18 protein-coding genes and 1 pseudogene are annotated in these 20,898 nt (G+C 44.0%); 13 read left to right on the top strand and 6 right to left on the bottom strand.

Annotated features, from left to right (window positions below; all coding sequences use genetic code 11):
* Window positions 1–13: 13 nt before the first annotated feature.
* Window positions 14–2,191, bottom strand: coding sequence for an LTA synthase family protein (locus tag AALA56_RS04745; protein WP_369909014.1), 2,178 nt, complete (start codon window positions 2,189–2,191; stop codon window positions 14–16).
* Window positions 2,192–2,327: 136 nt separating this feature from the next.
* Between AALA56_RS04745 and AALA56_RS04740 the strand changes: the two genes are divergently transcribed.
* From AALA56_RS04740 to gorA, 8 genes are all read left to right on the top strand, one after another.
* Complete coding sequence (locus AALA56_RS04740) at window positions 2,328–3,491, top strand: class I SAM-dependent rRNA methyltransferase (RefSeq protein ID WP_369909012.1); 1,164 nt, start codon at window positions 2,328–2,330, stop codon at window positions 3,489–3,491.
* Window positions 3,488–4,165, top strand: coding sequence for a type I 3-dehydroquinate dehydratase (gene aroD, locus AALA56_RS04735; protein ID WP_115270343.1), 678 nt, complete (start codon window positions 3,488–3,490; stop codon window positions 4,163–4,165). Before AALA56_RS04740 ends, aroD begins: the two co-directional genes overlap by 4 nt.
* Window positions 4,155–5,024: a shikimate dehydrogenase gene (locus tag AALA56_RS04730; RefSeq protein ID WP_369909011.1), complete on the top strand. Its 870-nt coding sequence runs from the start codon at window positions 4,155–4,157 to the stop codon at window positions 5,022–5,024. Before aroD ends, AALA56_RS04730 begins: the two co-directional genes overlap by 11 nt.
* Before the next feature lie 23 nt (window positions 5,025–5,047).
* The gene (gene aroB, locus AALA56_RS04725; protein ID WP_369909009.1) at window positions 5,048–6,115 is read left to right on the top strand and encodes a 3-dehydroquinate synthase; all 1,068 of its coding nucleotides are present in this window, start codon (window positions 5,048–5,050) and stop codon (window positions 6,113–6,115) included.
* A 1-nt stretch (window position 6,116) separates the two neighbouring features.
* Window positions 6,117–7,283 (top strand): chorismate synthase, encoded by a 1,167-nt coding sequence (gene aroC, locus AALA56_RS04720; RefSeq protein WP_369909008.1) that lies wholly within the window; start codon window positions 6,117–6,119, stop codon window positions 7,281–7,283.
* A gap of 26 nt (window positions 7,284–7,309) precedes the next feature.
* Window positions 7,310–8,416 carry a prephenate dehydrogenase gene (locus AALA56_RS04715; RefSeq protein WP_369909007.1) on the top strand — a complete coding sequence of 369 codons (1,107 nt, stop codon included), beginning with the start codon at window positions 7,310–7,312 and terminating at the stop codon, window positions 8,414–8,416.
* Between the two features lie 17 nt (window positions 8,417–8,433).
* Window positions 8,434–8,769, top strand: coding sequence for a YlbF/YmcA family competence regulator (locus AALA56_RS04710; protein ID WP_369909006.1), 336 nt, complete (start codon window positions 8,434–8,436; stop codon window positions 8,767–8,769).
* A gap of 124 nt (window positions 8,770–8,893) precedes the next feature.
* The gene (gorA, locus tag AALA56_RS04705; RefSeq protein ID WP_369909005.1) at window positions 8,894–10,246 is read left to right on the top strand and encodes a glutathione-disulfide reductase; all 1,353 of its coding nucleotides are present in this window, start codon (window positions 8,894–8,896) and stop codon (window positions 10,244–10,246) included.
* 33 nt (window positions 10,247–10,279) lie between these two features.
* Here the strand turns inward: gorA and AALA56_RS04700 are convergent, their stop codons facing one another.
* Window positions 10,280–11,509: a bifunctional folylpolyglutamate synthase/dihydrofolate synthase gene (locus AALA56_RS04700; protein WP_369909003.1), complete on the bottom strand. Its 1,230-nt coding sequence runs from the start codon at window positions 11,507–11,509 to the stop codon at window positions 10,280–10,282.
* A 49-nt stretch (window positions 11,510–11,558) separates the two neighbouring features.
* The gene (locus tag AALA56_RS04695) at window positions 11,559–12,020 is read right to left on the bottom strand and encodes a DUF6556 family protein (protein WP_369909002.1); all 462 of its coding nucleotides are present in this window, start codon (window positions 12,018–12,020) and stop codon (window positions 11,559–11,561) included.
* A 234-nt stretch (window positions 12,021–12,254) separates the two neighbouring features.
* Here AALA56_RS04695 and AALA56_RS04690 point away from each other — a divergent pair, with 234 nt between their 5' ends.
* Window positions 12,255–13,400 carry a cysteine desulfurase family protein gene (locus tag AALA56_RS04690; protein WP_369909001.1) on the top strand — a complete coding sequence of 382 codons (1,146 nt, stop codon included), beginning with the start codon at window positions 12,255–12,257 and terminating at the stop codon, window positions 13,398–13,400.
* 1 nt (window position 13,401) lies between these two features.
* Window positions 13,402–14,616, top strand: coding sequence for a tRNA uracil 4-sulfurtransferase ThiI (gene thiI, locus AALA56_RS04685; protein ID WP_369908999.1), 1,215 nt, complete (start codon window positions 13,402–13,404; stop codon window positions 14,614–14,616).
* 33 nt (window positions 14,617–14,649) lie between these two features.
* On the opposite strand, the gene AALA56_RS04680 is transcribed toward thiI, so the two are convergent.
* The 3 genes from AALA56_RS04680 to recX form a co-directional block, all read right to left on the bottom strand.
* Entirely contained in the window at window positions 14,650–14,958 is a 309-nt protein-coding gene (locus tag AALA56_RS04680) for a DUF960 domain-containing protein (RefSeq protein WP_369908997.1), read from the bottom strand.
* Between the two features lie 61 nt (window positions 14,959–15,019).
* The gene (gene ntdP, locus AALA56_RS04675) at window positions 15,020–15,553 is read right to left on the bottom strand and encodes a nucleoside tri-diphosphate phosphatase (RefSeq protein WP_276760707.1); all 534 of its coding nucleotides are present in this window, start codon (window positions 15,551–15,553) and stop codon (window positions 15,020–15,022) included.
* A 118-nt stretch (window positions 15,554–15,671) separates the two neighbouring features.
* Entirely contained in the window at window positions 15,672–16,445 is a 774-nt protein-coding gene (gene recX, locus AALA56_RS04670; RefSeq protein WP_369908995.1) for a recombination regulator RecX, read from the bottom strand.
* 85 nt (window positions 16,446–16,530) lie between these two features.
* On the opposite strand from recX, the gene rlmD reads away from it, so the two are divergent.
* The 3 genes and pseudogenes from rlmD (at window position 16,531) to AALA56_RS04655 (ending at window position 20,635) form a co-directional block, all read left to right on the top strand.
* Window positions 16,531–17,886, top strand: coding sequence for a 23S rRNA (uracil(1939)-C(5))-methyltransferase RlmD (gene rlmD / locus AALA56_RS04665; RefSeq protein ID WP_369908993.1), 1,356 nt, complete (start codon window positions 16,531–16,533; stop codon window positions 17,884–17,886).
* A gap of 276 nt (window positions 17,887–18,162) precedes the next feature.
* A pseudogene (locus tag AALA56_RS04660) lies at window positions 18,163–18,303 on the top strand (IS30 family transposase); the annotation flags it as partial.
* Between the two features lie 40 nt (window positions 18,304–18,343).
* Window positions 18,344–20,635: an SEC10/PgrA surface exclusion domain-containing protein gene (locus AALA56_RS04655; protein ID WP_369908991.1), complete on the top strand. Its 2,292-nt coding sequence runs from the start codon at window positions 18,344–18,346 to the stop codon at window positions 20,633–20,635.
* The last annotated feature ends 263 nt before the right edge of the window (window positions 20,636–20,898 follow it).

The raw sequence follows: 20,898 nt of genomic DNA, 5'->3' as shown, positions 1-20,898 counted from the left end.
GTCGCTTTTGTGATTATTCTGAACTTGTGCTGGAGCTTTCTGACTCACTAGTTGAGCTGGTGCTCGAACTTGTTATGGTTTCGCTCAATTGCAGGTAGCTTGGTGCATTGAAGAGACTTTGCGTTGACTTGTTGCCGTTTTGGCTGTAGAGGCTGGTTGACTTATCACCAAGTTTCTTTTCGATGGCTTTCATCTGGCTCATCGCCTTGGTGTAGTTAATCTTGCTGGTGTCAACGGTCTTGAGCCCATTGTCCGTATCAAAGCGTAGCAAATCACCTGTTTGAATCTCGTCGCTGACTTTTAGCTGTTCGGCAGCGGCTTCACGGATAGCTTTGACCTTTTCTTCGGTCGTGCTATCAGGATTGGTGATTTCTGTACCGTCCTTGGTGTAGTAGAGCTGTCCACCGTAGCTGGTGTACTCTGGTGTGATAAAGTAACCAGATGTCCGAAGCGCTACAATCTGACTGTTTTGCGTAGAGAGCAGGTCTTGTCCAACCATCGTATAGTTCTTGGTATCGATACCGAGAAGATGTAGAAGCGTTGGAAGCGCATCGACCTCCCCACCATAAGTCTCATTGATACCACCTTCTGTATAGCCCGGAATGTGAATCATATAAGGCACATGCTGCAGCATAGCATTGTCATAGTCTGTCCATGTCTCAGAGTTCTTTCCAAGAAGTGGTGCTAGACTAGTGTTACGTGAGTTTGAGATACCATAGTGGTCACCGTACATGACGATGATAGAGTTGTCATAAAGACCTGACGCTTTCAAATAGTCAAAGAAAGAACGCAGTGCAGAGTCCAGATAGTTGGCTGTAGCAAAGTAGCCGTTAATGGTTTCATCGTTTGTCTTGGCAAGTGGGAAACCTTTTTCCTTAGAGTCACCGTCAAGACTGGTGTATGGGAAGTGGTTACTTACCGTGATAAACTTAGCATAAAACGGCTGTTGCATATGCTCAAGATACTTGATAGAGTCCTTGAACATGTACTTGTCGTTAAGACCGTATTGGAAAGAGTTTTCCTTGGTTAGTTTTGAGAGATAGCTTGAGTCAAAGAAGTAGTTGTAGCCCCATTGTTTGTAGGCGTTGTTACGGTTCCAGAAAGTCCCCACATTTCCGTGGAAAACAGCGCTTGTGTAGCCACCGTTTTGCGCTAGGATATTTGGTGTGGCAAATTGGGTATTCTCACCACCGTAGTTGACCATGAAAGAACCACTGCTAAGACCAAAGAGGGAGTTTTCCATCAAAGTCTCAGCGTCAGAAGTTTTTCCTGCCTTAACTTGGTGGAAGAAGTTTGAAAAAGCAAGTGTTTCGTTTGAATGGTAAAGTGAGTTGATAAACGGTGTGACCTCGTACTCTTTACCATCGACGTTTAGCTTGTAGTCAATCAAGAACTGCTGGAAGCTCTCTAAGTGGATGACGATGACATTGCGACCCTTAGCAATACCATAGTACTTAGGATTAGGCGCTGCGTAGTGTTTTTCAACATAGGCTTTTGCCTGCTTGAGTTCTTCAGCGGTTGATTGGCTGCGCTCTTTTTGTGCTTGGTAGGTTTGATTACCACTGTAGGCGGTAAACATTGGAAGCCCCAAGGCACGCACCAAGTAAACATTTGAGAAACTTCTGGTTAGAAGCTCAGGACGGTCAATCTCCGCCAAAAAGAGGTTGACTGAAAAGAGCATACCAGAGAGTGCCGTTACGGCAAAGCTTGCCCGTTTGTTAAATGGGCGCTTATCCGTGTGGATTTTCTTGGTGGCAAAAAGAGCAATCAAGATGATGTAGTCTAGGATATAGATAATATCTGTAACACGCATCAGATTGAGCGCTGAATCTCCAAGCCCTGTCGATGTCTTAGAACTTGCTAGCATGGCATTGACTGTCAAGAAATCTGAAAATTCTCGGTAGTAAATGGCATTAGCAATCAAAAGGACATTGAGTAAGGTATAAATAACCCAAGCCAGAGTATAAAATACCTTTGTTCTCTTAACATAAAGAGACAATCCCAAAAGCAGTAGTGTTAGTGGAATGGGATTGAAAATAGATAAGAGAACTTGGTAGATATTTTCCAGTCCTAAACTAAAATCAGTGTGATAAGCCCACATGGTCTTTAGCCAATAACACAAGACCAAAGTCAGGACAAAGCCTAGACGTGTGCTTAAAATTCCGAAAAGCGTTTCTTTTATTTTTTTCAAAATAGGAACATCCTTATGCTATCAATTTCCTAAAGTTAAAATCTCAAATTTGATTATAACATATTTTTGGAAAAGTTATCATTTGAAATTGTAAATTAGGTGGGAAAATATTTGAATTTTTGCTATAATGGAAGGTATGAGTAAACTATTTGTCGATGCTAGTTTGCAAAAAAAACTTGCAAGTGGCGTCCAACTTCTTGACAAACATGATATATCAACCCAGACATCAGCAAATCAGCTGGTTTTCCTTTATTCGCCTAAGTCTGCTTTTTTAGGAACGGCTTACTTGTCTGAGCAAAATAAAGGCGTGGGATGGTTTTTATCGCCCAAAAAGCTAAAGCTTGATGTGGCTTACTTTAGAGCGCTTTTTGAGCAAGCAAGACAAAAGCGTCAAGCTTATGAAAATGACAGCCAAACTACAGCTTATCGTCTTTTCAATCAAGATGGCGATAACTTTGGTGGCTTAACCATTGATCGCTATGGTGATTATGCGCTTTTTTCATGGTACAATACCTTTGTCTACGAGAATAGACAGACCATTATCGAAGCTTTTCAGTCCGTCTTTCCAGAACTTATCGGCGCTTATGAAAAGCTTCGCTTTAAGGGGCTTGACTATGAGAGCGCTCATCTCTATGGACAGGAGGCACCTGAGACCTTTACTATTTTAGAAAATGGTGTGGCTTACAGCGTTTTTCTAAATGATGGTCTGATGACAGGTATCTTCCTTGATCAGCATGAGGTGAGAGGGAGCTTGGTAGATGGTCTTGCGACAGGTAAACGCCTGCTCAATATGTTTTCCTACACAGCAGCTTTTTCAGTAGCTGCAGCTATGGGAGGTGCTCTTGAGACGACATCTGTTGACCTTGCAAAACGCTCTCGTGAGCTTTCTAAAGCGCATTTTATGGCAAATGGTCTTTCTTTAGAAAATCACCATTTTGTGGTTATGGATGTCTTTGATTACTTTAAATATGCCAAGAAAAAAGGATTACGTTTTGAGGTGATCGTTCTTGATCCGCCGAGTTTTGCTCGTAATAAAAAGCGAACATTTTCAGTCGCAAAGGACTATCACAAGCTGATTAGTCAGGCTTTGGAGCTGCTCACAGAAAACGGCGTTTTGATTGCCTCGACCAATGCGGCAAATGTCAGCAAGGCGCAGTTTAAAAAGCAGTTGGAGAAAGGTTTTGGAGAAGTTACGCATACCTATTTAGATTTTAAGACTTTGCCATCCGATTTTGCGAGCAATAAGGCAGACGCCCAAAGTCAATATCTAAAAGTTTTTACAGTAAAGGTTGAGCAATGAAAATAGTAGTACCAGTAATGCCTCGTAGTTTAGAAGAGGCTCAAGCAATTGACATCTCTCGCTTTCATGGAGTTGATATTATCGAGTGGCGTGCAGATGTATTACCAAAAGATGACATCATCACAGTTGCGCCTGCTATTTTTGAAAAATTTGCAGGTCATGAAATCATCTTTACCATAAGAACCAGCAAAGAAGGCGGTCAGCTGACCCTTACAAGTGAGGAATATGTTGGCTTGATTCGTGAGATTGATGCCATCTATCACCCTGATTACATTGATTTTGAGTATTACTCACACAAGGATGTCTTTTCACAGATGCTTGATTTTCCAAATCTTGTGCTGTCTTACCACAATTTTGAGGAGATGCCAGAGGATATCATGGAAATCTTTTCAGAGTTGACGTCTCTTGCGCCTCGTGTGGTCAAGATTGCCACCATGCCAAAGACAGAGCAGGAAGTGCTTGACTTGATGAACTACACCCGTGGTTTTAAGAGTATCAATCCAGAGCAAGAGTTTGCGACCATGTCTATGGGAAAATTGGGACGTATTTCACGCTTGGCATCTGACCTTGTCGGCTCTAGCTGGACTTTTGCTAGTCTCGACCAAGCCAGCGCACCAGGGCAAGTTTCGCTCAACAATATGAAGCTCATTCAGGAGGTCTTAGATGAAGATTGATGGACACACACGTCTAGCTGCTGTTGTCGCTAGACCGATAAAACATTCGATTTCGCCTTTTATTCATAACTACGCTTTTGACAAGACAGGTGTCAACGGTGTCTACGTCGCTTGGGATGTCCCTGAAGAGGACGTTGCTGCTAGTCTTGACAATATCAAACGCTATGATATGTTTGGGGTCAATATTTCCATGCCCTATAAGCAAACGGTCATGCCTTATATGGATGAGTTGACAGAGTCTGCGCAATTGATTGGTGCGGTCAATACTGTTATCAACCGTGATGGCAAATTGATTGGGCACAATACAGACGGTATCGGTTTTTTCAGAAGTTTAGCGACTTTTGCTGACTTTGACGTCAAGGGCAAAACCATGACTATCCTAGGCGGTGGCGGTGCTGCGACAGCTATCATCGCACAAGCTGCCCTAAATGGCGCTAAGAAAATCACTATTTTCAATCAAACGCCCTTCTTAGAGCAAACTAAAGCCTATGCCAAGATGATTTCTGAAAAAACAGGTGCAGAGCTTGAGGTCTTGCCAGTTGAAGACCTTGATAGCATTGAGGAAAAGACAGCTCAGTCTCAACTCCTTGTCAATGCGACAAGTATCGGGATGGATGGAGAGTCTATGATTATCAAGCCTGATATGACTTTTCCAGATAATCTTTTGGTGGCGGATGTCATTTATCAGCCTTTTGAGACACCGTTTTTAGCTTATGCGAGAAGTAAAGGGCTAACAGCGCTTAATGGGTTAGGCATGCTCCTTTTCCAAGCTGCAGAAGCTTATGAAGCTTGGACAGGTGTGACCATGCCGACAGAGGAGATTTGGCAGGCGCTAACTGAAACCTACGACACACACTAATCCTTTAGAAGAGGAGGAACGATATGCGATTACACGTTGATTTACCACAAAGCCCCTATGATATCGTCATCGAGCATGGCAGTCTATCAAAGGCAGGTCAATGGGTTAAGAGCCTATGGCAGCCACAAAAAATAGTCATCATCACAGACAACCATGTCGGACGTCTCTATGCTGAAAAAGTCAAGTTGAGCTTAGAAGACGCTGGCTTTGAAGTGGCAGTTTTTGATTTTTTAGAGGGCGAAGCCAGGAAAAATCTCACAACGGTCAATAAAGCCTATGAATTTTTAGCAAAAGCAGGCATGACTAGAAGCGATGGTATTGTGGCGCTTGGTGGCGGTGTGGTTGGCGACTTAGCTGGTTTTGTAGCGTCTACTTATATGCGTGGCATTCACTTTTTGCAAATCCCAACTAGCCTGACTGCGCAAGTCGACTCCTCTATCGGTGGTAAGACCGGTGTCAATACTCCTTATGCTAAAAATATGGTGGGTACTTTCACCCAGCCAGATGGTGTGCTGATTGACCCAGATACCCTTCAGACGCTTGGTAAACGTGAGCTAATTGAGGGTATGGGTGAGGTCATTAAGTACGGTTTGATTGATGATGTTGAGCTGTGGGATGAGCTGCAGCATATGGATGGCTCAATAGACAGTATCCTAAAGCACGCCGAGAGTATCATTTACCGCTCATGTAACGTCAAGCGTAAGGTTGTTGTCGAGGATGAGCTTGACAATGGTGTGCGCCTCTATCTCAACTTTGGACACACCATTGGGCACGCTGTTGAGGCGACTGCTGGTTACGGTCAGGTCATGCACGGCGAAGCGGTAGCCATTGGCATGGTGCAAATCGCACGTGTCGCAGAGCAAAAAGGCTTAATGCCACAGGGTATCACAGAGGATATTCGCTTGATGTGTGAGAAGTTTGGCTTGCCAACGAGCCATGAGCCTTGGGAGGTTGAGACGCTCTACACAGCCCTTACCCATGATAAAAAAGCACGAGGTAAGACCATTAAAACGGTCATCGTACCTGAATTAGGACGTGCCAGCATTAATCAAATTCCTCTAGCAGAGATGAAAGAATACTTGGAGAGATAATATGAGATATTTAACAGCAGGTGAGTCCCATGGACCACGCTTGACCGCTATTATTGAAGGAGTCCCAGCAGGGCTTAGCTTGAGTGCTGACGACATCAACCTTGACTTGAAACGCCGTCAAGGTGGTTATGGACGTGGCGGAAGAATGAAAATCGAGTCTGACAAAGTCGAAATCACCTCTGGTGTGCGTCATGGGAAAACGACAGGTGCTCCTATTACTCTACATGTCATCAACCGTGACCACCAAAAGTGGCTAGATATTATGGCGGTTGAGGACGTTGAGGATCGTCTTAAAACCAAGCGTAAAATCACCCACCCACGTCCTGGGCATGCTGACTTGGTCGGTGGGATGAAGTATCGTTTTGAGGATTTGCGCAATTCTCTAGAGCGCTCCTCTGCTCGTGAGACGACCATGCGAGTGGCAGTAGGTGCTGTCGCTAAGCGTATCCTGGCAGAATTAGATATTGCGATTGCCAATCACGTGGTTGTCTTTGGTGGCAAGAAAATTGATGTTCCAGACAATCTTACTGTCGCTGATATCAAAGAACGTGCCAGCCAGTCAGAGGTTTCCATTGTCAATCAAGAGCGTGAGCAAGAAATCAAGGACTACATTGACCAAATCAAAAAAGATGGAGATACCATCGGTGGTGTCGTTGAGACGGTGGTTGGTGGCGTGCCAGCAGGCCTAGGTTCTTACGTGCAATGGGATAAAAAGCTAGACGGCAAACTCGCCCAAGCAGTTGTGTCTATCAATGCTTTTAAGGGTGTTGAGTTTGGGGTTGGCTTTAAAGCGGGCTACCTCAAGGGCAGTCAGGTCATGGACGAGATTTTGTGGAATAAAGAGGACGGCTACACTCGCCGTACCAACAATCTCGGTGGCTTTGAAGGTGGAATGACCAATGGTCAACCACTTGTCATCCGTGGTGTCATGAAGCCAATTCCAACACTTTATAAACCGCTGATGTCTGTTGATATTGAGACACATGAGCCTTATAAGGCGACGGTCGAGCGTTCAGACCCTACGGCGCTTCCAGCAGCGGGAGTGGTTATGGAGTCTGTTGTAGCGACTGTTCTTGCCACAGAAATCTTAGAAAAATTCTCATCTGACAATATGGAAGAGCTGAAAAAAGCGGTCAGTGATTACCGCACCTATCTAAAAAACTTTTAACCTAAAGAGAAACACAAGGAGGTAGTATGGGTCATAAAGTCATTTATGTAGCAGGTTTGGGGCTTATCGGGGGATCTATAGCCCTTGGGATAAAGCGTGACCATCCTGACTATACTATCTTGGGCTATAATCGCTCGGAAAAATCCCGTCAAATCGCTCTTGAGCGTGGGATTGTGGACGAGGAGACAGATGATTTTGCACACTTTGCGCCCTTGGCAGACGTTATTATCTTAGCGGTACCAATCAAGCAAACTATCGCCTTTATCGAGAAGCTAGCGCACCTGCCTCTCAAGGAAAATGTCCTCATCACCGACGCTGGCTCAACCAAGCTTGAGATTGTCAAAGCAGCTGAAGCGTCTTTTGCCAATCAAGCTGTTCGCTTTGTGGGCTCACATCCAATGGCAGGGAGTCACAAGTCAGGTGCTAGCGCAGCAGATGTCAATCTCTTTGAAAATGCCTACTATATCCTCACGCCAACTGCATTAACAACGGATGACACGATAGAAGAGCTAAAGACGGATTTGTCTGGTTTGCATGCTAGATTTATCACCATTGATGCAGTTGAGCATGACCGTGTGACCAGCCAGATTTCGCATTTTCCGCATGTTATTGCGGCGAGTCTCATGGAGCAGGCTGGCGACTATGCCAAGGAACATGAGATGACCAATCATTTTGCGGCTGGTGGTTTTCGTGACATGACCCGTATCGCAGAGAGTGAGGCGGGCATGTGGACGAGTATCCTTTTGACCAATAAAGAAGCCGTTTTGGAGCGCATTGAGGATTTTAAGGAGCGCTTGGACACTATCGCTGATAAGATTAAGGCGCAGGATGATGAGGGTATCTGGCAGTATTTTAACCACGCCAAGACCATTCGTCAGGAGATGGAAATCCACAAACGTGGTGGTGTTGACAGCTTTTACGATATTTTTGTCAATGTCCCTGACGAAGAGGATGTTATCCTTACCATTTTGGAGTTGCTCCGTGGAACTTCCTTGGTTAATTTGCGTATCAATGAAGAAAATCGTGATGATATCCACGGTATCTTGCAGATTTCCTTTAAAAATGCTAAAGACCAAGCCCATGCGCAAAAGGTCATCGAGGCAAATACCCAGTATAAAGTCACCATTCAATAAAATCTTAGGAGGTTTTTATGTCAAATATCTATGATGTTGCCAATCAATTGGAGCGTGAATTGCGCCAGTTGCCAGAGTACAAGGCTGTTTTAGAAGCAAAGTCAGCTATTGACAGCGATAGCGATGCTAAGAGCTTGTGGGACGAGTTTACACAAGTGCAATCTCGCTTACAAATGATGGTGCAGTCTGGTCAAACCCCTTCTCAAGAAGAGCAAGACGAGTTCAAAACACTACTTGAGCGCTTTAGTGCCAATCCAACTCTCAAAGCTTATCTTGACGCTCAGCAGCGTCTGTCAGTCTATGTCGCTGACATTGAAAAAATCATTTTTGCGCCACTGCAGGAACTTCAATAAAGGAAAAACAGTACTTTTTGACAAGTGCTGTTTTTGTGTAGACAAAATTTCCGTAGCAAAAAATTGTGTATCCGCTTTTTTTGTGTTAGATTAGAACAAAAGCAAAAAGAATTGGGGAATAAAAATGGTAAAACAATATGATTATATCGTTATCGGTGGCGGTAGTGCCGGAAGTGGGACTGCCAATCGTGCGGCTATGTATGGCGCCAAAGTGCTCTTGATTGAGGGCGGTCAGGTCGGAGGTACCTGTGTCAATGTGGGCTGTGTGCCTAAAAAAATCATGTGGTACGGCGCTCAAGTCTCTGAAGCGATTCATAAGTATGCTGGCGGCTATGGCTATGAGATTAAAGACAGATCTTTTGACTTTAGTAAACTCAAAGAGAGCAGAGATGGTTACGTTTCTCGTGCCAGACAGTCTTATGCCAACAACTTTGAGCGTAACGGTGTTGAGCGTATTGATGGCTTTGCGAGCTTTGTCGATAATCACACTGTAAGTGTTAATGACGAGACTTACACTGCTCCGCACATTACTATCGCAACGGGTGGTCATCCGCTCTACCCAGATGTTCCAGGAAGTGAGCTGGGTGAGACATCTGATGATTTCTTTGCTTGGGAAAGTTTACCAAAATCAGTGCTTGTCGTAGGAGCTGGCTATATCGCCGCAGAGCTTGCTGGCGTTTTAAATGAGCTAGGCGTCAAGACCGACCTTGCCTTTCGTCGTGACCATATCCTACGTGGTTTTGATAGCATGCTGTCTGAGCAGGTCATGGCTGAGATGGAAACTGCAGGTATCACTATGCACCCGACAAGCATTCCAAAATCATTGACAAAAACAGAGCGTGGTACTCTCTTGTTTGAAGCGCAAAGTGGTGAGACGATTGAGGCAGAGCGTGTTATCTGGGCGATTGGTCGTGGTGCCAATACGCAAAATATTGGACTTGAAAACACAGACATTAAGTTAAAAGCAAATGGCTATATCGAGACAGATGCTTATGAAAATACCTCTGTTTCTGGTGTTTACGCTATTGGAGATGCTAATGGTAAGATTGCCCTGACACCAGTGGCTATCGCAGCGGGTCGTAGACTGTCAGAGCGTCTCTTTAACAATAAACCGGAAGAAAGACTGGACTACACCAATGTGCCTTCGGTCATTTTCACGCACCCAGTTATTGGCACTGTCGGCTTGTCAGAGGAAAAAGCGATTGAAGTGTATGGCAAGGACAATGTTAAAGCCTACACGTCAAGCTTTGCGTCTATGTACACGGCAGTGACAGACCATCGTCAATTGGTCAAAATGAAGCTGGTGACGGTAGGTGAAGAGGAAAAAGTCGTAGGACTTCACGCTATTGGCTACGGCGTTGATGAGATGATTCAAGGCTTTGCAGTAGCTATCAAAATGGGCGCAACGAAAGAAGATTTTGACAACACCGTTGCCATCCACCCAACAGGCTCAGAAGAGTTTGTTACTATGCGCTAAAGTAAAAAAAGAGCTAGAATGCTAGCTCTTTTTTTATTTTAAAAAGTGCTCTCTCACTTCCGAGATAAAGTAGAGCGAGCCTGTCATGACGTAAAGGGTGCTAGGATCTGCTTTTGCTCTTTGGAACCACTCCTCAAAGTCAGCCACTCTAAGATATCTATCTGGGTAATTATCCAGCTGTTCCGCCTCAAAAAAGGAAAAGCTGGTCACAGAGACGTCATAACCTGCAAGGAGCTCCAGCAAACTCTCAAGAGGCTTTCTGCGCAATCCTGCAAAAAGGATAGCTATCGAGCGATTGGGGTATTGGCTGGTCAGCCAGTCACGAAGGCTCTTGATCCCACCTTCATTGTGCGCACCGTCAATGACCAGATTAGCCGTCAACCACTCCGTACGTCCTTTGACTTGAACGGCTTTGAGTGCGTCTAAATAGCTCTCAGGATTGAGCTTTGGAAATTTTTCACTCAAAACTAGCGTGGTCATGATAGCAAGTGCAGCATTATCCTGCTGGTGCCTGCCAACCATAGCGAGCTGGATGTTTTCTAAAGAAAAACTTTGATAAGAAAAATCAAAACTCTGCTCTTCTCGTCTCAGTTGAAAATCTTTTCCCAGCTCAAAAGTAGGCGAGTGTGTGTCACGAGCTTTAGTGTAAAAAACAGCTTGAGCTTCCTTTTGAAAGGCACCAAAAATCACAGGGACACCCTCGTCAAGCACACCGACTTTTTGCGCTGCGATTTTTGCAAGACTATCGCCCAGTGTCTCTGTGTGGTCAAAGCTGATAGAGGGGCAGACAACAGCCTGCGCCCGAAAGCAGTTGGTCGCATCGTGCAGTCCACCAATACCCGCCTCAATGATAGCAAGGTCAGGCTTTTCTTTGGCAAAATAGCAAAACATCAGCGCAGTGATCAGCTCAAACTCCGTCAAGCGTCCATAGCGCTCTTCTAGTTTTTCTAAATGCGGCTTGATAGCTTGGCAAAGCTCTTCAAGTTCACTATCAGAAATAGGCACACCGTCAATAGCCATGCGCTCATTAAAGCAAGTGATGTAAGGCGAAGTAAAGGTGCCACATCGGTAATCACAAGCGCTAAAGAGTGCTTGTAAGTAAGCTGTTGTAGAACCTTTACCATTTGTGCCGACCACGTGGACGCATGACACTTGTTCCTGCGGATTGCTAAGCTCCGCAAGCAGTGCCAGCAAACGCTCCTTGTCAGGACGTCTCCCATTTGCCTTATAAGAATGAATCCAATCAATAGTCTCTGTTATCATAGCATGTTCCTGTCAAAAACGGAAAAAACCATTTGAAGCTTCAAATGGTTTAAGGGTTAGTGCTGTCTGCTGTTGTGCTAGCAGCATCAGAAGTTGTCGTGTCTGAGACTGTCGTTGTATCTCTACTGCTTACAGTAGGCGTAGATGAGCTGACAGTTGTATCACTAGACGGGGTCGTAGTGTTACTTGTATAGGTTTGTTCATCCTCGTCATCGTTTGTTTGATTGTTATTAGTGGTTGCACTACTAGAGGTTGTTGTATTGCTGTTTGTGTCTTTTTCTTTGATAACTACGGTCTTAGTGGTTGATGTATCGCTAGAAGCTTTTGTCTTTGAGCCGTTCATAGCATTGTTAATGGTGATACTTGCCACGATGATACTCAAAATACTACCGACAAGCGCTACTGTTTTTTGAAGCGCTGAAAAGCCTGTCTTGATGTGCTTAGTAGGTTTTTCAAGAGATTGCGATGATTTTTTCGCATTTTTATCCTGTCTTGAATAATGTTCTGACATGAGAAGATACTCCTTTAAGACTGAGATGATTTGGTTAAGATAATCTAATCTTAACACCTGACCCTTAACTTTTGATTAGGAAAAAATGGTCTGTTTTCATTATATGATTTTCCGACAAAAAAAGCGACCAAAAACTTCATTTTAAAATGCTGACCGCACACTCAGGATGTGTTATAATAGTAAAGATTGACGAGTTTGACTCGTAAAAAGATTTCAAGTGAGAAGAGATAAAACATGATTTACTTTGACAATGCTGCCACAACCCGTCCTTATGATGAAGTTTTAAGGACTTATCAGGAAGTGGCAACGAAAATTTTTGGTAATCCCTCAAGTCTCCACAATCTAGGAAGTAATGCGACCCGTATCTTGGAGGCGAGCCGTAAACAAGTGGCGGATTTGCTAGGGGTTGCGCCTAGTGAGATTTTTTTCACTTCAGGTGGAACTGAGAGTGACAACTGGGCGCTAAAAGGCACAGCTTTTGAAAAAGAGCAGTACGGCAAACACATCATCGTGTCTGCTATCGAGCATCCAGCGGTCAAGGAGTCTGCCAAATGGCTGGGCGAGCATGGTTTCGCTGTTGATTACGCATCCGTTGATAGCCGTGGTTTTGTGGATGTCGCTGCACTAGCCAAGCTCATCAAACCAGAGACCATTCTTGTCTCTGTCATGGCGGTCAATAACGAGATTGGCTCTATTCAGCCGATTTCAGAGATTTCAGAGCTTCTGGCGGACAAGCCAACCATCACCTTTCATGTGGATGCGGTGCAGGCGATTGGCAAGATTCCTGTTAGCCACTATCTGACTAGCCGTGTGGACCTAGCGTCCTTTTCAGCTCATAAGTTTCACGGTGTGCGTGGTGTCGGTATCCTCTACAAAAAAGAGGGCAAGCGTATCAGTCCACTGCTAACAGGTGGCGGGCAAGAAAGCGATTTGCGCTCGACAACGGAAAATGTCGCAGGTATTGCGGCGAGTGCACGTGCGCTCCGTATGACATTGGATAAGGAAGCCTTGGCTTTACCAAAAATTACTAAGATGAAGCAGGTCATCCAAGAAGCACTAGAAGAGTTTGACGGGGTGCAACTGTTCACAGATGAAGCAGGTTTTGCGCCAAATATCATCACCTTTGGTATCCGAGGTGTGCGTGGTGAGGTGGTTGTGCATGCCTTTGAAGAACATGCTATCTATATCTCAACCACATCTGCTTGTTCCTCAAAAGCTGGTAAGCCAGCAGGGACGCTGATTGCTATGGGAGTGCCCCAAAAAGAAGCGCAAACAGCGGTTCGTATCAGTCTCGATGATGACAATGACATGAGTCAAGTGGAGCAATTTTTAACCATTTTCAAACACGTTTATGCAAAAACACAGAAAGTTAGAAGGTAATATGCAGTATTCTGAAATTATGGTACGCTATGGCGAGCTCTCAACCAAGGGCAAAAACCGTATGCGTTTTATTAACAAACTCAAACAAAACATGAAGCACGTTTTGTCTATTTATCCAGACGTGACGGTACAGGCTGATCGTGACCGTGCGCACGTCTATCTCAATGGTACAGACTATCAGCCAGTAGCCGAGTCGCTCAAGCAGATTTTTGGGATTCAAGCCTTTTCGCCTTCTTACAAGGTGGAAAAGACGGTACCTGCTATTAAAAAGGCAGTGCAGAACTTGATGATCTCTATCTACCAAGATGGTATGACCTTTAAAATCACTGGCAAACGCAGTGACCACACCTTTGAGCTAGACAGCCGTGAGCTTAACCAAGTCATGGGAAATGCTGTCTTTGACGTTTTGCCACAGATAAAAGCACAGATGAAGCAGCCTGACGTCAATCTCAAGATTGAAATCCGAGACGAAGCGGCTTACCTCTCTTATGAAAATATCAAGGGAGCTGGCGGACTGCCGGTAGGAACAGCAGGGCGTGGTATGCTCATGCTGTCTGGAGGGATTGACTCACCTGTTGCAGGCTATCTTGCTCTAAAGCGTGGGGTTGATATTGAGGCAGTGCACTTTGCTAGCCCTCCTTATACCAGCCCAGGTGCTCTCAAGAAAGCGCAAGATTTGACACGTAAATTGACAAAATTTGGCGGCAATATCCAGTTCATCGAGGTGCCATTTACTGAGATTCAAGAAGAAATCAAGGAAAAGGCGCCAGAAGCTTATCTCATGACGCTGACACGTCGTTTTATGATGCGTATTACAGACCGTATCCGTGAAGAACGCCGTGGACTTGTCATTATCAACGGTGAGAGCCTAGGGCAGGTGGCAAGCCAGACGCTAGAGTCTATGCAGGCTATTAATGCCGTCACCACAACGCCTGTCATCCGTCCTGTTGTGACCATGGACAAGCTTGAGATTATTGACATCGCTCAAAAGATTGATACCTTTGATATTTCCATTCAGCCTTTTGAGGACTGTTGTACTATCTTTGCGCCAGACCGTCCAAAAACCAATCCTAAGATTAAAAATGTCGAGCAGTATGAGGCTCGTCTAGATGTGGAGGGACTGGTTGAGCGAGCAGTTGCAGGTATCACCATCACAGAAATCACTCCACAGGCAGACAACGATGCCTTGGATGACTTGATTGATGACTTATTATAAAGAACGAAAAAAGCTTGGAATCTCCAAGCTTTTTTAGAGTTCATAAGGCAACAAAATCGTCTCAATCCCGCCCTCATCAATGAGGCAAACAGTATGAGGAAAAAAGGGGTCAAAGGAAGTCGCATAATCAAAGACAATGCTGATGCTGTTCTTTTCATCAAGATACTGGATGGAGAGCTTGTCCTCTCGCTTGATCAAGTGAAAAGTCAGCTCCTCTTCAAGAGGTACAACTCCCTTTAGATAGTTATCGAGCACATCCCAGATGGTATTGATGAGCTCATGCGACAGTGATGTCGCAATCCCAAAACTCGCATAGCGTTCTCGTGTCTTGTCAAATGCCATAAAAACCTCCTTTTAAGAGTAATAAAGAGACTGAGATGTCTCTCTAGCCTCTTTGTCAACTTTAACGATTCTTCAGTCCAAGATAACGTTTGTACCAAATGTTGATATAGGCTGAAGAAAATGGTCCTTTTTGGTTGTTAATCCAATCTACCAAGATTTTGACATTTTCCTTTAAGATGTAGTCGATGTCTGCTGAGTATCCCATCTTACGCTTGTGCGCCTCATACTCATCCACATCAAGCAATTTTTTCTCACCATCTGCAAAGACCTTGACATCAAGGTCATAATCAATATACTTGAGCGCCTCCTCATCAAGCAGATAAGGACTCGCTAAGTTGCAGTAGTAGGAAATCCCATTGTCTCGTATCATGGCAACAATATTGAACCAATACTTCTTGTGAAAGTAAACGATAGCAGGCTCACGCGTTACCCAACGCCTGCCATCACTTTCGGTGACTAGAGTATGGTCATTAACACCGATAAGAGCATTTTCTGTTGTTTTTAGTACCATTGTATCGCGCCATGTTCGGTGCAAACTGCCATCATGTTTATAACTTTGAATTGTAATAAAGTCGCCTTCCTTGGGTAATTTCATGGCTTACCAACTTTCTACAATTAAAATTTATCCCTTATAGTTTACCATAATTTGAAAAAAATCGCACCCCTAAGTGTACGATTGTCAGAGATTTCTTAAATAATAATAGTAAAAACTGTTAATATTCTCTCAAGTGGCTTTTGATGTCGCTGTAGTCATAGCCCTTTCGCATGAGCGCTTGGGTCAAGCGTTGTTTGAGCTCGTAACCGTCATAGCGTCTGCTGTATTTACGATGGAGTTTTTCCAAGTCTCGCTCAATGAGGGTGTCCTCTTGTTCATCGTCTCGCTCAAGCTCTAGGCTGTCAACGGCTAGGTTTGCTTCTTGATAGGAGAAACCCTTGGTGGTGAGGCTTTGCTTGACTTTTGTTTTGAGAGCGTTTAGTGGCAGTTTGTCTTGGTATTTTTTGACCAGCTTAGCCGTCGTTTTTTCAAGGACAGGGCTAAAGTCTTGATTTTCCAAGGCTTTTTCGATGATGTCTTGAGAAATGCCTTTTTGTTTGAGCTTTTGCTGGATGATGTAGGCTCCTTTGTCGCTAGTTGCTAGGCTTTGCTCGATAAAAGTGTTAGCATACTTGGTGTCATCAAGCCATTTGTCTTTTTTGAGATTTGTGATGACTTTGTCAATCACCGTCTCATCAATCTCATACTTGAGCAGATAGTCACGGGTTTCTTTTTCCGTGCGTGGCTTGAAGGACAGGGCGTAGAGTGCCAAGTTTTTGCCATAAGAAAACTGAGCAAAGTCTTTGATAGCTTCTAACTCTTCTTGGCTGATAATTTTGTCCTTGCTGAGGAAAAAGCGCACAACGGTGTCCTCTGTGATGTAGAGACGCTCAGCTTCGTCTAGCTCTAGCAGATAGAGCCGTTTCTTTTTTTCCAGTTTTGTGATCTTCATGGTTCTTCCTTTGATGTTGCTTTGCCTTTATTCTAACACAAACTGCCCATTTTCTCATCGTCTAGCATTGTGGTATAATAACTGTATGAATGTAAAGGTAAAACAACGTATTCCACTCAAGATAAAGCGTATGGGGATCAATGGCGAGGGCATTGGTTTTTATAAAAAGACCTTGATTTTTGTTGAGGGTGCTTTGACGGGTGAGGATGTCTATTGTCAGATTACAGCGGTTAAGCGTAATTTTGCGCAGGCACGGCTTCTCACCATTAACAAACCCTCACCCTATCGTGTGCAGCCAGCCTGCTCGATTTATGAGACTTGTGGGGGCTGTCAGATTATGCACCTGCGCTATGACCAGCAGCTTGCCTACAAAGATGATGTCATCAAGCAAGCGCTGAAAAAGTTTAAACCAGAAGGTTATACCTCCTACGACATCCGCCCAACTATTGGCATGGACAATCCTTGGCATTACCGTGCTAAGTTGCAGTTTCAGACCCGCTCTTTTGGTGGCAGTGTCAAGGCAGGACTCTATCAGCAAGGCAGTCACCGCTTGGTCGCACTCACTGACTGTTTGGTACAAGATGAGCTGACGCAGGCAATCATCAATCGTGTCACTCAGCTTTTAGATAAGTACCATCTCCCTATCTACAATGAACGTAAAATTGCAGGAGTGCGTACGGTCATGATACGAAAAGGACAAGCAAGTGGTCAAGTCCAGCTGATTTTCATCACCAGCAAGGCGCTTGATTTTGATGATGTGATTGCCGAGTTGATTCGAGAATTTCCACAGATAAAAACGATAGCGGTCAATCTTAATACCAGCAAAAGCAGTGATATTTATGGCGATAAAACCACTATCCTCTGGGGGAAAGAGACCATCACAGAAGAAGTACTTAATTACAGCTTTGAGCTGTCTCCAAGAGCCTTTTACCAGCTCAATCCAGAGCAAACCAATCGTCTCTACGGTGAGGTCGTAAGAGCGCTCGACGTCTCACCAAAGGATCAAATCATTGATGCTTACTGCGGTGTGGGGACGATCGGTTTTATCTTTGCGGACAAGGTGGCTGAGGTACGAGGTATGGACATTATCCCAGAAGCTATCGCAGATGCCAAGGAAAATGCCAAGCGCCTTGGCTTCACCAATGCTATTTACGAAGCAGGAAAAGCTGAGGACATCATCCCTCGATGGTACAAGGAAGGTTACCGAGCTAATGCCCTAATCGTTGACCCACCACGCACAGGACTAGATGACAAGTTACTAGCTACCATCTTGGACGTTCAACCTGAAAAAATGGTCTACGTTTCTTGTAACGCTTCAACCCTTGCACGCGACCTTGCAAAACTAAGCAAAGTCTACACAGTCGACTACATCCAGTCCGTCGATATGTTTCCACATACAGCACGGACAGAGTGTGTCGTTAAATTAAATCGGAAAAATTAAAATACTATAAGCGAGAACACAAGATGTTCTCGTTTTTTTGCTAAAAAATGGTAGCGTATACAAAAATAACTTAAAAAAACCTTAAGGTTATGATATAATTGAGATCTATTTAGGAAATAAGGAGTTTTTAAAAGTTCTAAAATGAAGTTAGACTTAAAAGTATGAAAAAACACCTCAGAGAGATATAATTGTAATCACCACAAAAACAATTAGAAAGACTCTGAGATGCAAGACTATTATACACCAAAAGGAAAACATTTAACACTATCAGACCGTAGAAATATTGAACGTTGGTTACCAAAGGGAAGTAAAAATGCGACCTAAAAACAGGTCACATTCATTGAAAATTGGATCAATAACTATCCTAAGAAAGTATTAGATTACAAAACTCCCAGAGAGGTGTTATACGCTGGCTAACTTGGACTTGAATTTTGCCGAAATAAGGAGTTTTTGATCTATGAAGAAAGCAGTTACAGTTATCGGAGGAGCAACGCTCGCTCTTGGAGCAGTAGGATTTATCTCGAATGTTCAAGCAGATGAGGTGACGACTCAAGAAACGACTGTTCAAGAGGCACAGCAAGCAACGCCTGTTACACAGGAGCAGTTAGCCAGTGCTAAATCGGATGTTGATATCGCTACAGAGGCAGTGACGAATGCTCAAGCTGAAGTTGTAAAGGTTCAAGAAGTTGTTACTCAAAATCAAGCAGAAGTAGACAGCGCTCAGTCAGAAGTAGCTACAGCAGAGGAAAATGTAGCCAAGGCAACACCTGAAGCTATTCAACAAGCAGAAAAGACAATCACAGTAACGACAGATGAGATTGCAACGAATAGTCAAGCCATCAATGACTCAAAAGAAACAGAAGCGATAGCAAAAGAGGCAGTAGCTGCTCAAGAAACAGTTGTCAATCAAGCGCAAGACCGTGTCTCTAAGGCACAAACAGCAGTTGATAGCGCTCAAGCATCCGTTGATCAAGCGCAAGCTATTTTGGATGGGACAAATGCTCAAGCGGTCTACGATAAAGCTGAAAGCACGCAAAAGCAAGTGGATGCGGATAAAGAAGTCGTTGCGAAAGCGCAAGCAGCATTGGCTGACGCTCAGGCAGCAGATGCCAAACGAGCGCAAGCTATCGACACAGCTGAAAAAGCGCAAACCACAGCCCAGACAGACCTTGATACTAAAGTAGAAGCACTATCTCAAGCAAACACCAAAGCCACTGAAACAGCAGACGTACTTCTTTCTAAGCAAGAAGCTTTTACCAAAGCTGAAAACGACTACAAGGCTATCAATATTATTACCTTACCTGACGAGTATGTACAAGCACTAGAGACGCTATACAACGCTGACATCACCTCTTACGATGTGGATGAAAATGGCGATTATGTATTTCATTTCGTCGTATCAGACGAAGAAAGACAAGCAGCATTTGATCGTTTGCTAGCATTGTATCAAACGGTTTCTGAGACAAATGTTTTTAAGAGTAATCCAAATGAAGAGACGACAGTTTACGATACCAATAACCTACCAGATACAGTCATTACAGAACTTTCTTTATTTGCCTCTGATTTGATTAATCAAATTAGAGCATACTTTGATACGCCAGAAACAGTTGTTACAAGCTCTAGCGTGACATTTGCAGACTTGGTAACAGATGGTTATATTGCAGATAATCATGATACATGGACTAAAGGGCATGATGGCAAAGCGATCAATGCAGCAGCAGCTTATTTTGGTTTAGACATCAGTGCGCCACTAGGGACAGAGACGGATATCCAGTTTTATGAAAACTGGGCAGGCTCTTTTATTGGGAAAACTGCGACACTCTCTGAATTGAAAAGAGAAGTCTACAATTCTATCGTCTTATTTATGTCTGGTGTTGCAGGTGGTGTCGCAGAATGGGATCATGCGGGCTCAATTGCTGGTGTCAGATTTAGAGATGAGGATGCTCAGGTGACTTATCTTGGTGTTGATTTGACGAGCCCTAAGGACTTTTATGGTGGCGTTCATTTTATTGCTGTTGATGATACAGACGTTGAAGAAGCTACAAAAGATAACTTTGACATCACTCCTATTGAAAATACCAAGACAGTGGAAGCAATCACAGCAAGCTACAATCAAGCTAAAGCCGAATTAGAGCAAGCGACAAGTGCTAATGCTCAAGCACAAGATGCAAAAGTTAAAGCGCAAGAGGCAATGCAGTCTGCTCAAGATACACTTGACGCTGCTAAGGTAGCTCTAGCCTCTGCAAAAGCAGTAGCTATTCAAACACCAAGCGCCCAAGAAAAGCTCGACCAAGCAAATGCCAAGCTAGCTGAGTCTACTCAAGCCAATGACGCTGCCCAAGCAGCAGTAGCGAGTCTAACTGCTGATATCACAACGAAAAAAGCTAGTCTTGAAGCAGCTAAAGCAGTGCTTGCTGACAAACAAGAGGCACTTGATAGTGCCACAGCAACCTACAATGCTGAGGTAGCTAAGCTAACAAACTTGAAAGCTAGTCTTGAAGCAGCTACGCAAGCAGTAGCTGATCTTGAAGCTAAAGGTCAAACCTTGACTGCTCAGTTGACTTCTGAAAAACAAACTCTTTCTGACTTGAAGAATGCACCAGAATTGCTCAAACAAGCCCAAGCTAAACTTGCAACTGCCCAAGCAGATCTCAAAGCTTCCAAAGAAGTGCTCGCTGAAAAAGAAACTTTATTAGCAGAACTCAAAGCGACCCAAGCTGAAAAAGAAGCTCTTTACAACAGCTTATGATAAGCAAGTAGAAGCAGAACGTCAAGCTGAGCTTGCTAAACAAAAGGCAGCTATCGAAGCCCAAGGCAAGGTTGCCGTAGCAGTTGTAAATGAAAAAGGTCAAGTGGTTGCTTTTGTCGCAGATGAAGTTACAGGTAACAGCCAAGCACTAACTATCGCTAAGCCTGCTGTCCGTCAAGCCACAGCAGAAACTATAAGGGGAGTTTTCATATGTCTAAAAGAAGTCCAAAATCAGTTAATGAAAAATTAGAGATAGTTCAACG

The organism is Streptococcus hyointestinalis (genome assembly GCF_041225505.1).
Lineage (GTDB): Bacteria > Bacillota > Bacilli > Lactobacillales > Streptococcaceae > Streptococcus > Streptococcus hyointestinalis_B.
Note: the sequence above shows the minus strand (reverse complement) of the source record. Positions and strands in the feature narration are given on the sequence as shown.

What these genes read in the sequence shown, in the direction of transcription:
- AALA56_RS04740 (WP_369909012.1), top strand. Translation starts at nt 2,328, where the DNA reads ATGAGTAAACTATTTGTCGATGCTAGTTTGCAAAAAAAACTTGCAAGT.
- aroD (WP_115270343.1), top strand. Translation starts at nt 3,488, where the DNA reads ATGAAAATAGTAGTACCAGTAATGCCTCGTAGTTTAGAAGAGGCTCAA.
- AALA56_RS04730 (WP_369909011.1), top strand. Translation starts at nt 4,155, where the DNA reads ATGAAGATTGATGGACACACACGTCTAGCTGCTGTTGTCGCTAGACCG.
- aroB (WP_369909009.1), top strand. Translation starts at nt 5,048, where the DNA reads ATGCGATTACACGTTGATTTACCACAAAGCCCCTATGATATCGTCATC.
- aroC (WP_369909008.1), top strand. Translation starts at nt 6,117, where the DNA reads ATGAGATATTTAACAGCAGGTGAGTCCCATGGACCACGCTTGACCGCT.
- AALA56_RS04715 (WP_369909007.1), top strand. Translation starts at nt 7,310, where the DNA reads ATGGGTCATAAAGTCATTTATGTAGCAGGTTTGGGGCTTATCGGGGGA.
- AALA56_RS04710 (WP_369909006.1), top strand. Translation starts at nt 8,434, where the DNA reads ATGTCAAATATCTATGATGTTGCCAATCAATTGGAGCGTGAATTGCGC.
- gorA (WP_369909005.1), top strand. Translation starts at nt 8,894, where the DNA reads ATGGTAAAACAATATGATTATATCGTTATCGGTGGCGGTAGTGCCGGA.
- AALA56_RS04700 (WP_369909003.1), bottom strand. Translation starts at nt 11,509, where the DNA reads ATGATAACAGAGACTATTGATTGGATTCATTCTTATAAGGCAAATGGG.
- AALA56_RS04695 (WP_369909002.1), bottom strand. Translation starts at nt 12,020, where the DNA reads ATGTCAGAACATTATTCAAGACAGGATAAAAATGCGAAAAAATCATCG.
- AALA56_RS04690 (WP_369909001.1), top strand. Translation starts at nt 12,255, where the DNA reads ATGATTTACTTTGACAATGCTGCCACAACCCGTCCTTATGATGAAGTT.
- thiI (WP_369908999.1), top strand. Translation starts at nt 13,402, where the DNA reads ATGCAGTATTCTGAAATTATGGTACGCTATGGCGAGCTCTCAACCAAG.
- AALA56_RS04680 (WP_369908997.1), bottom strand. Translation starts at nt 14,958, where the DNA reads ATGGCATTTGACAAGACACGAGAACGCTATGCGAGTTTTGGGATTGCG.
- ntdP (WP_276760707.1), bottom strand. Translation starts at nt 15,553, where the DNA reads ATGAAATTACCCAAGGAAGGCGACTTTATTACAATTCAAAGTTATAAA.
- recX (WP_369908995.1), bottom strand. Translation starts at nt 16,445, where the DNA reads ATGAAGATCACAAAACTGGAAAAAAAGAAACGGCTCTATCTGCTAGAG.
- rlmD (WP_369908993.1), top strand. Translation starts at nt 16,531, where the DNA reads ATGAATGTAAAGGTAAAACAACGTATTCCACTCAAGATAAAGCGTATG.
- AALA56_RS04655 (WP_369908991.1), top strand. Translation starts at nt 18,344, where the DNA reads ATGAAGAAAGCAGTTACAGTTATCGGAGGAGCAACGCTCGCTCTTGGA.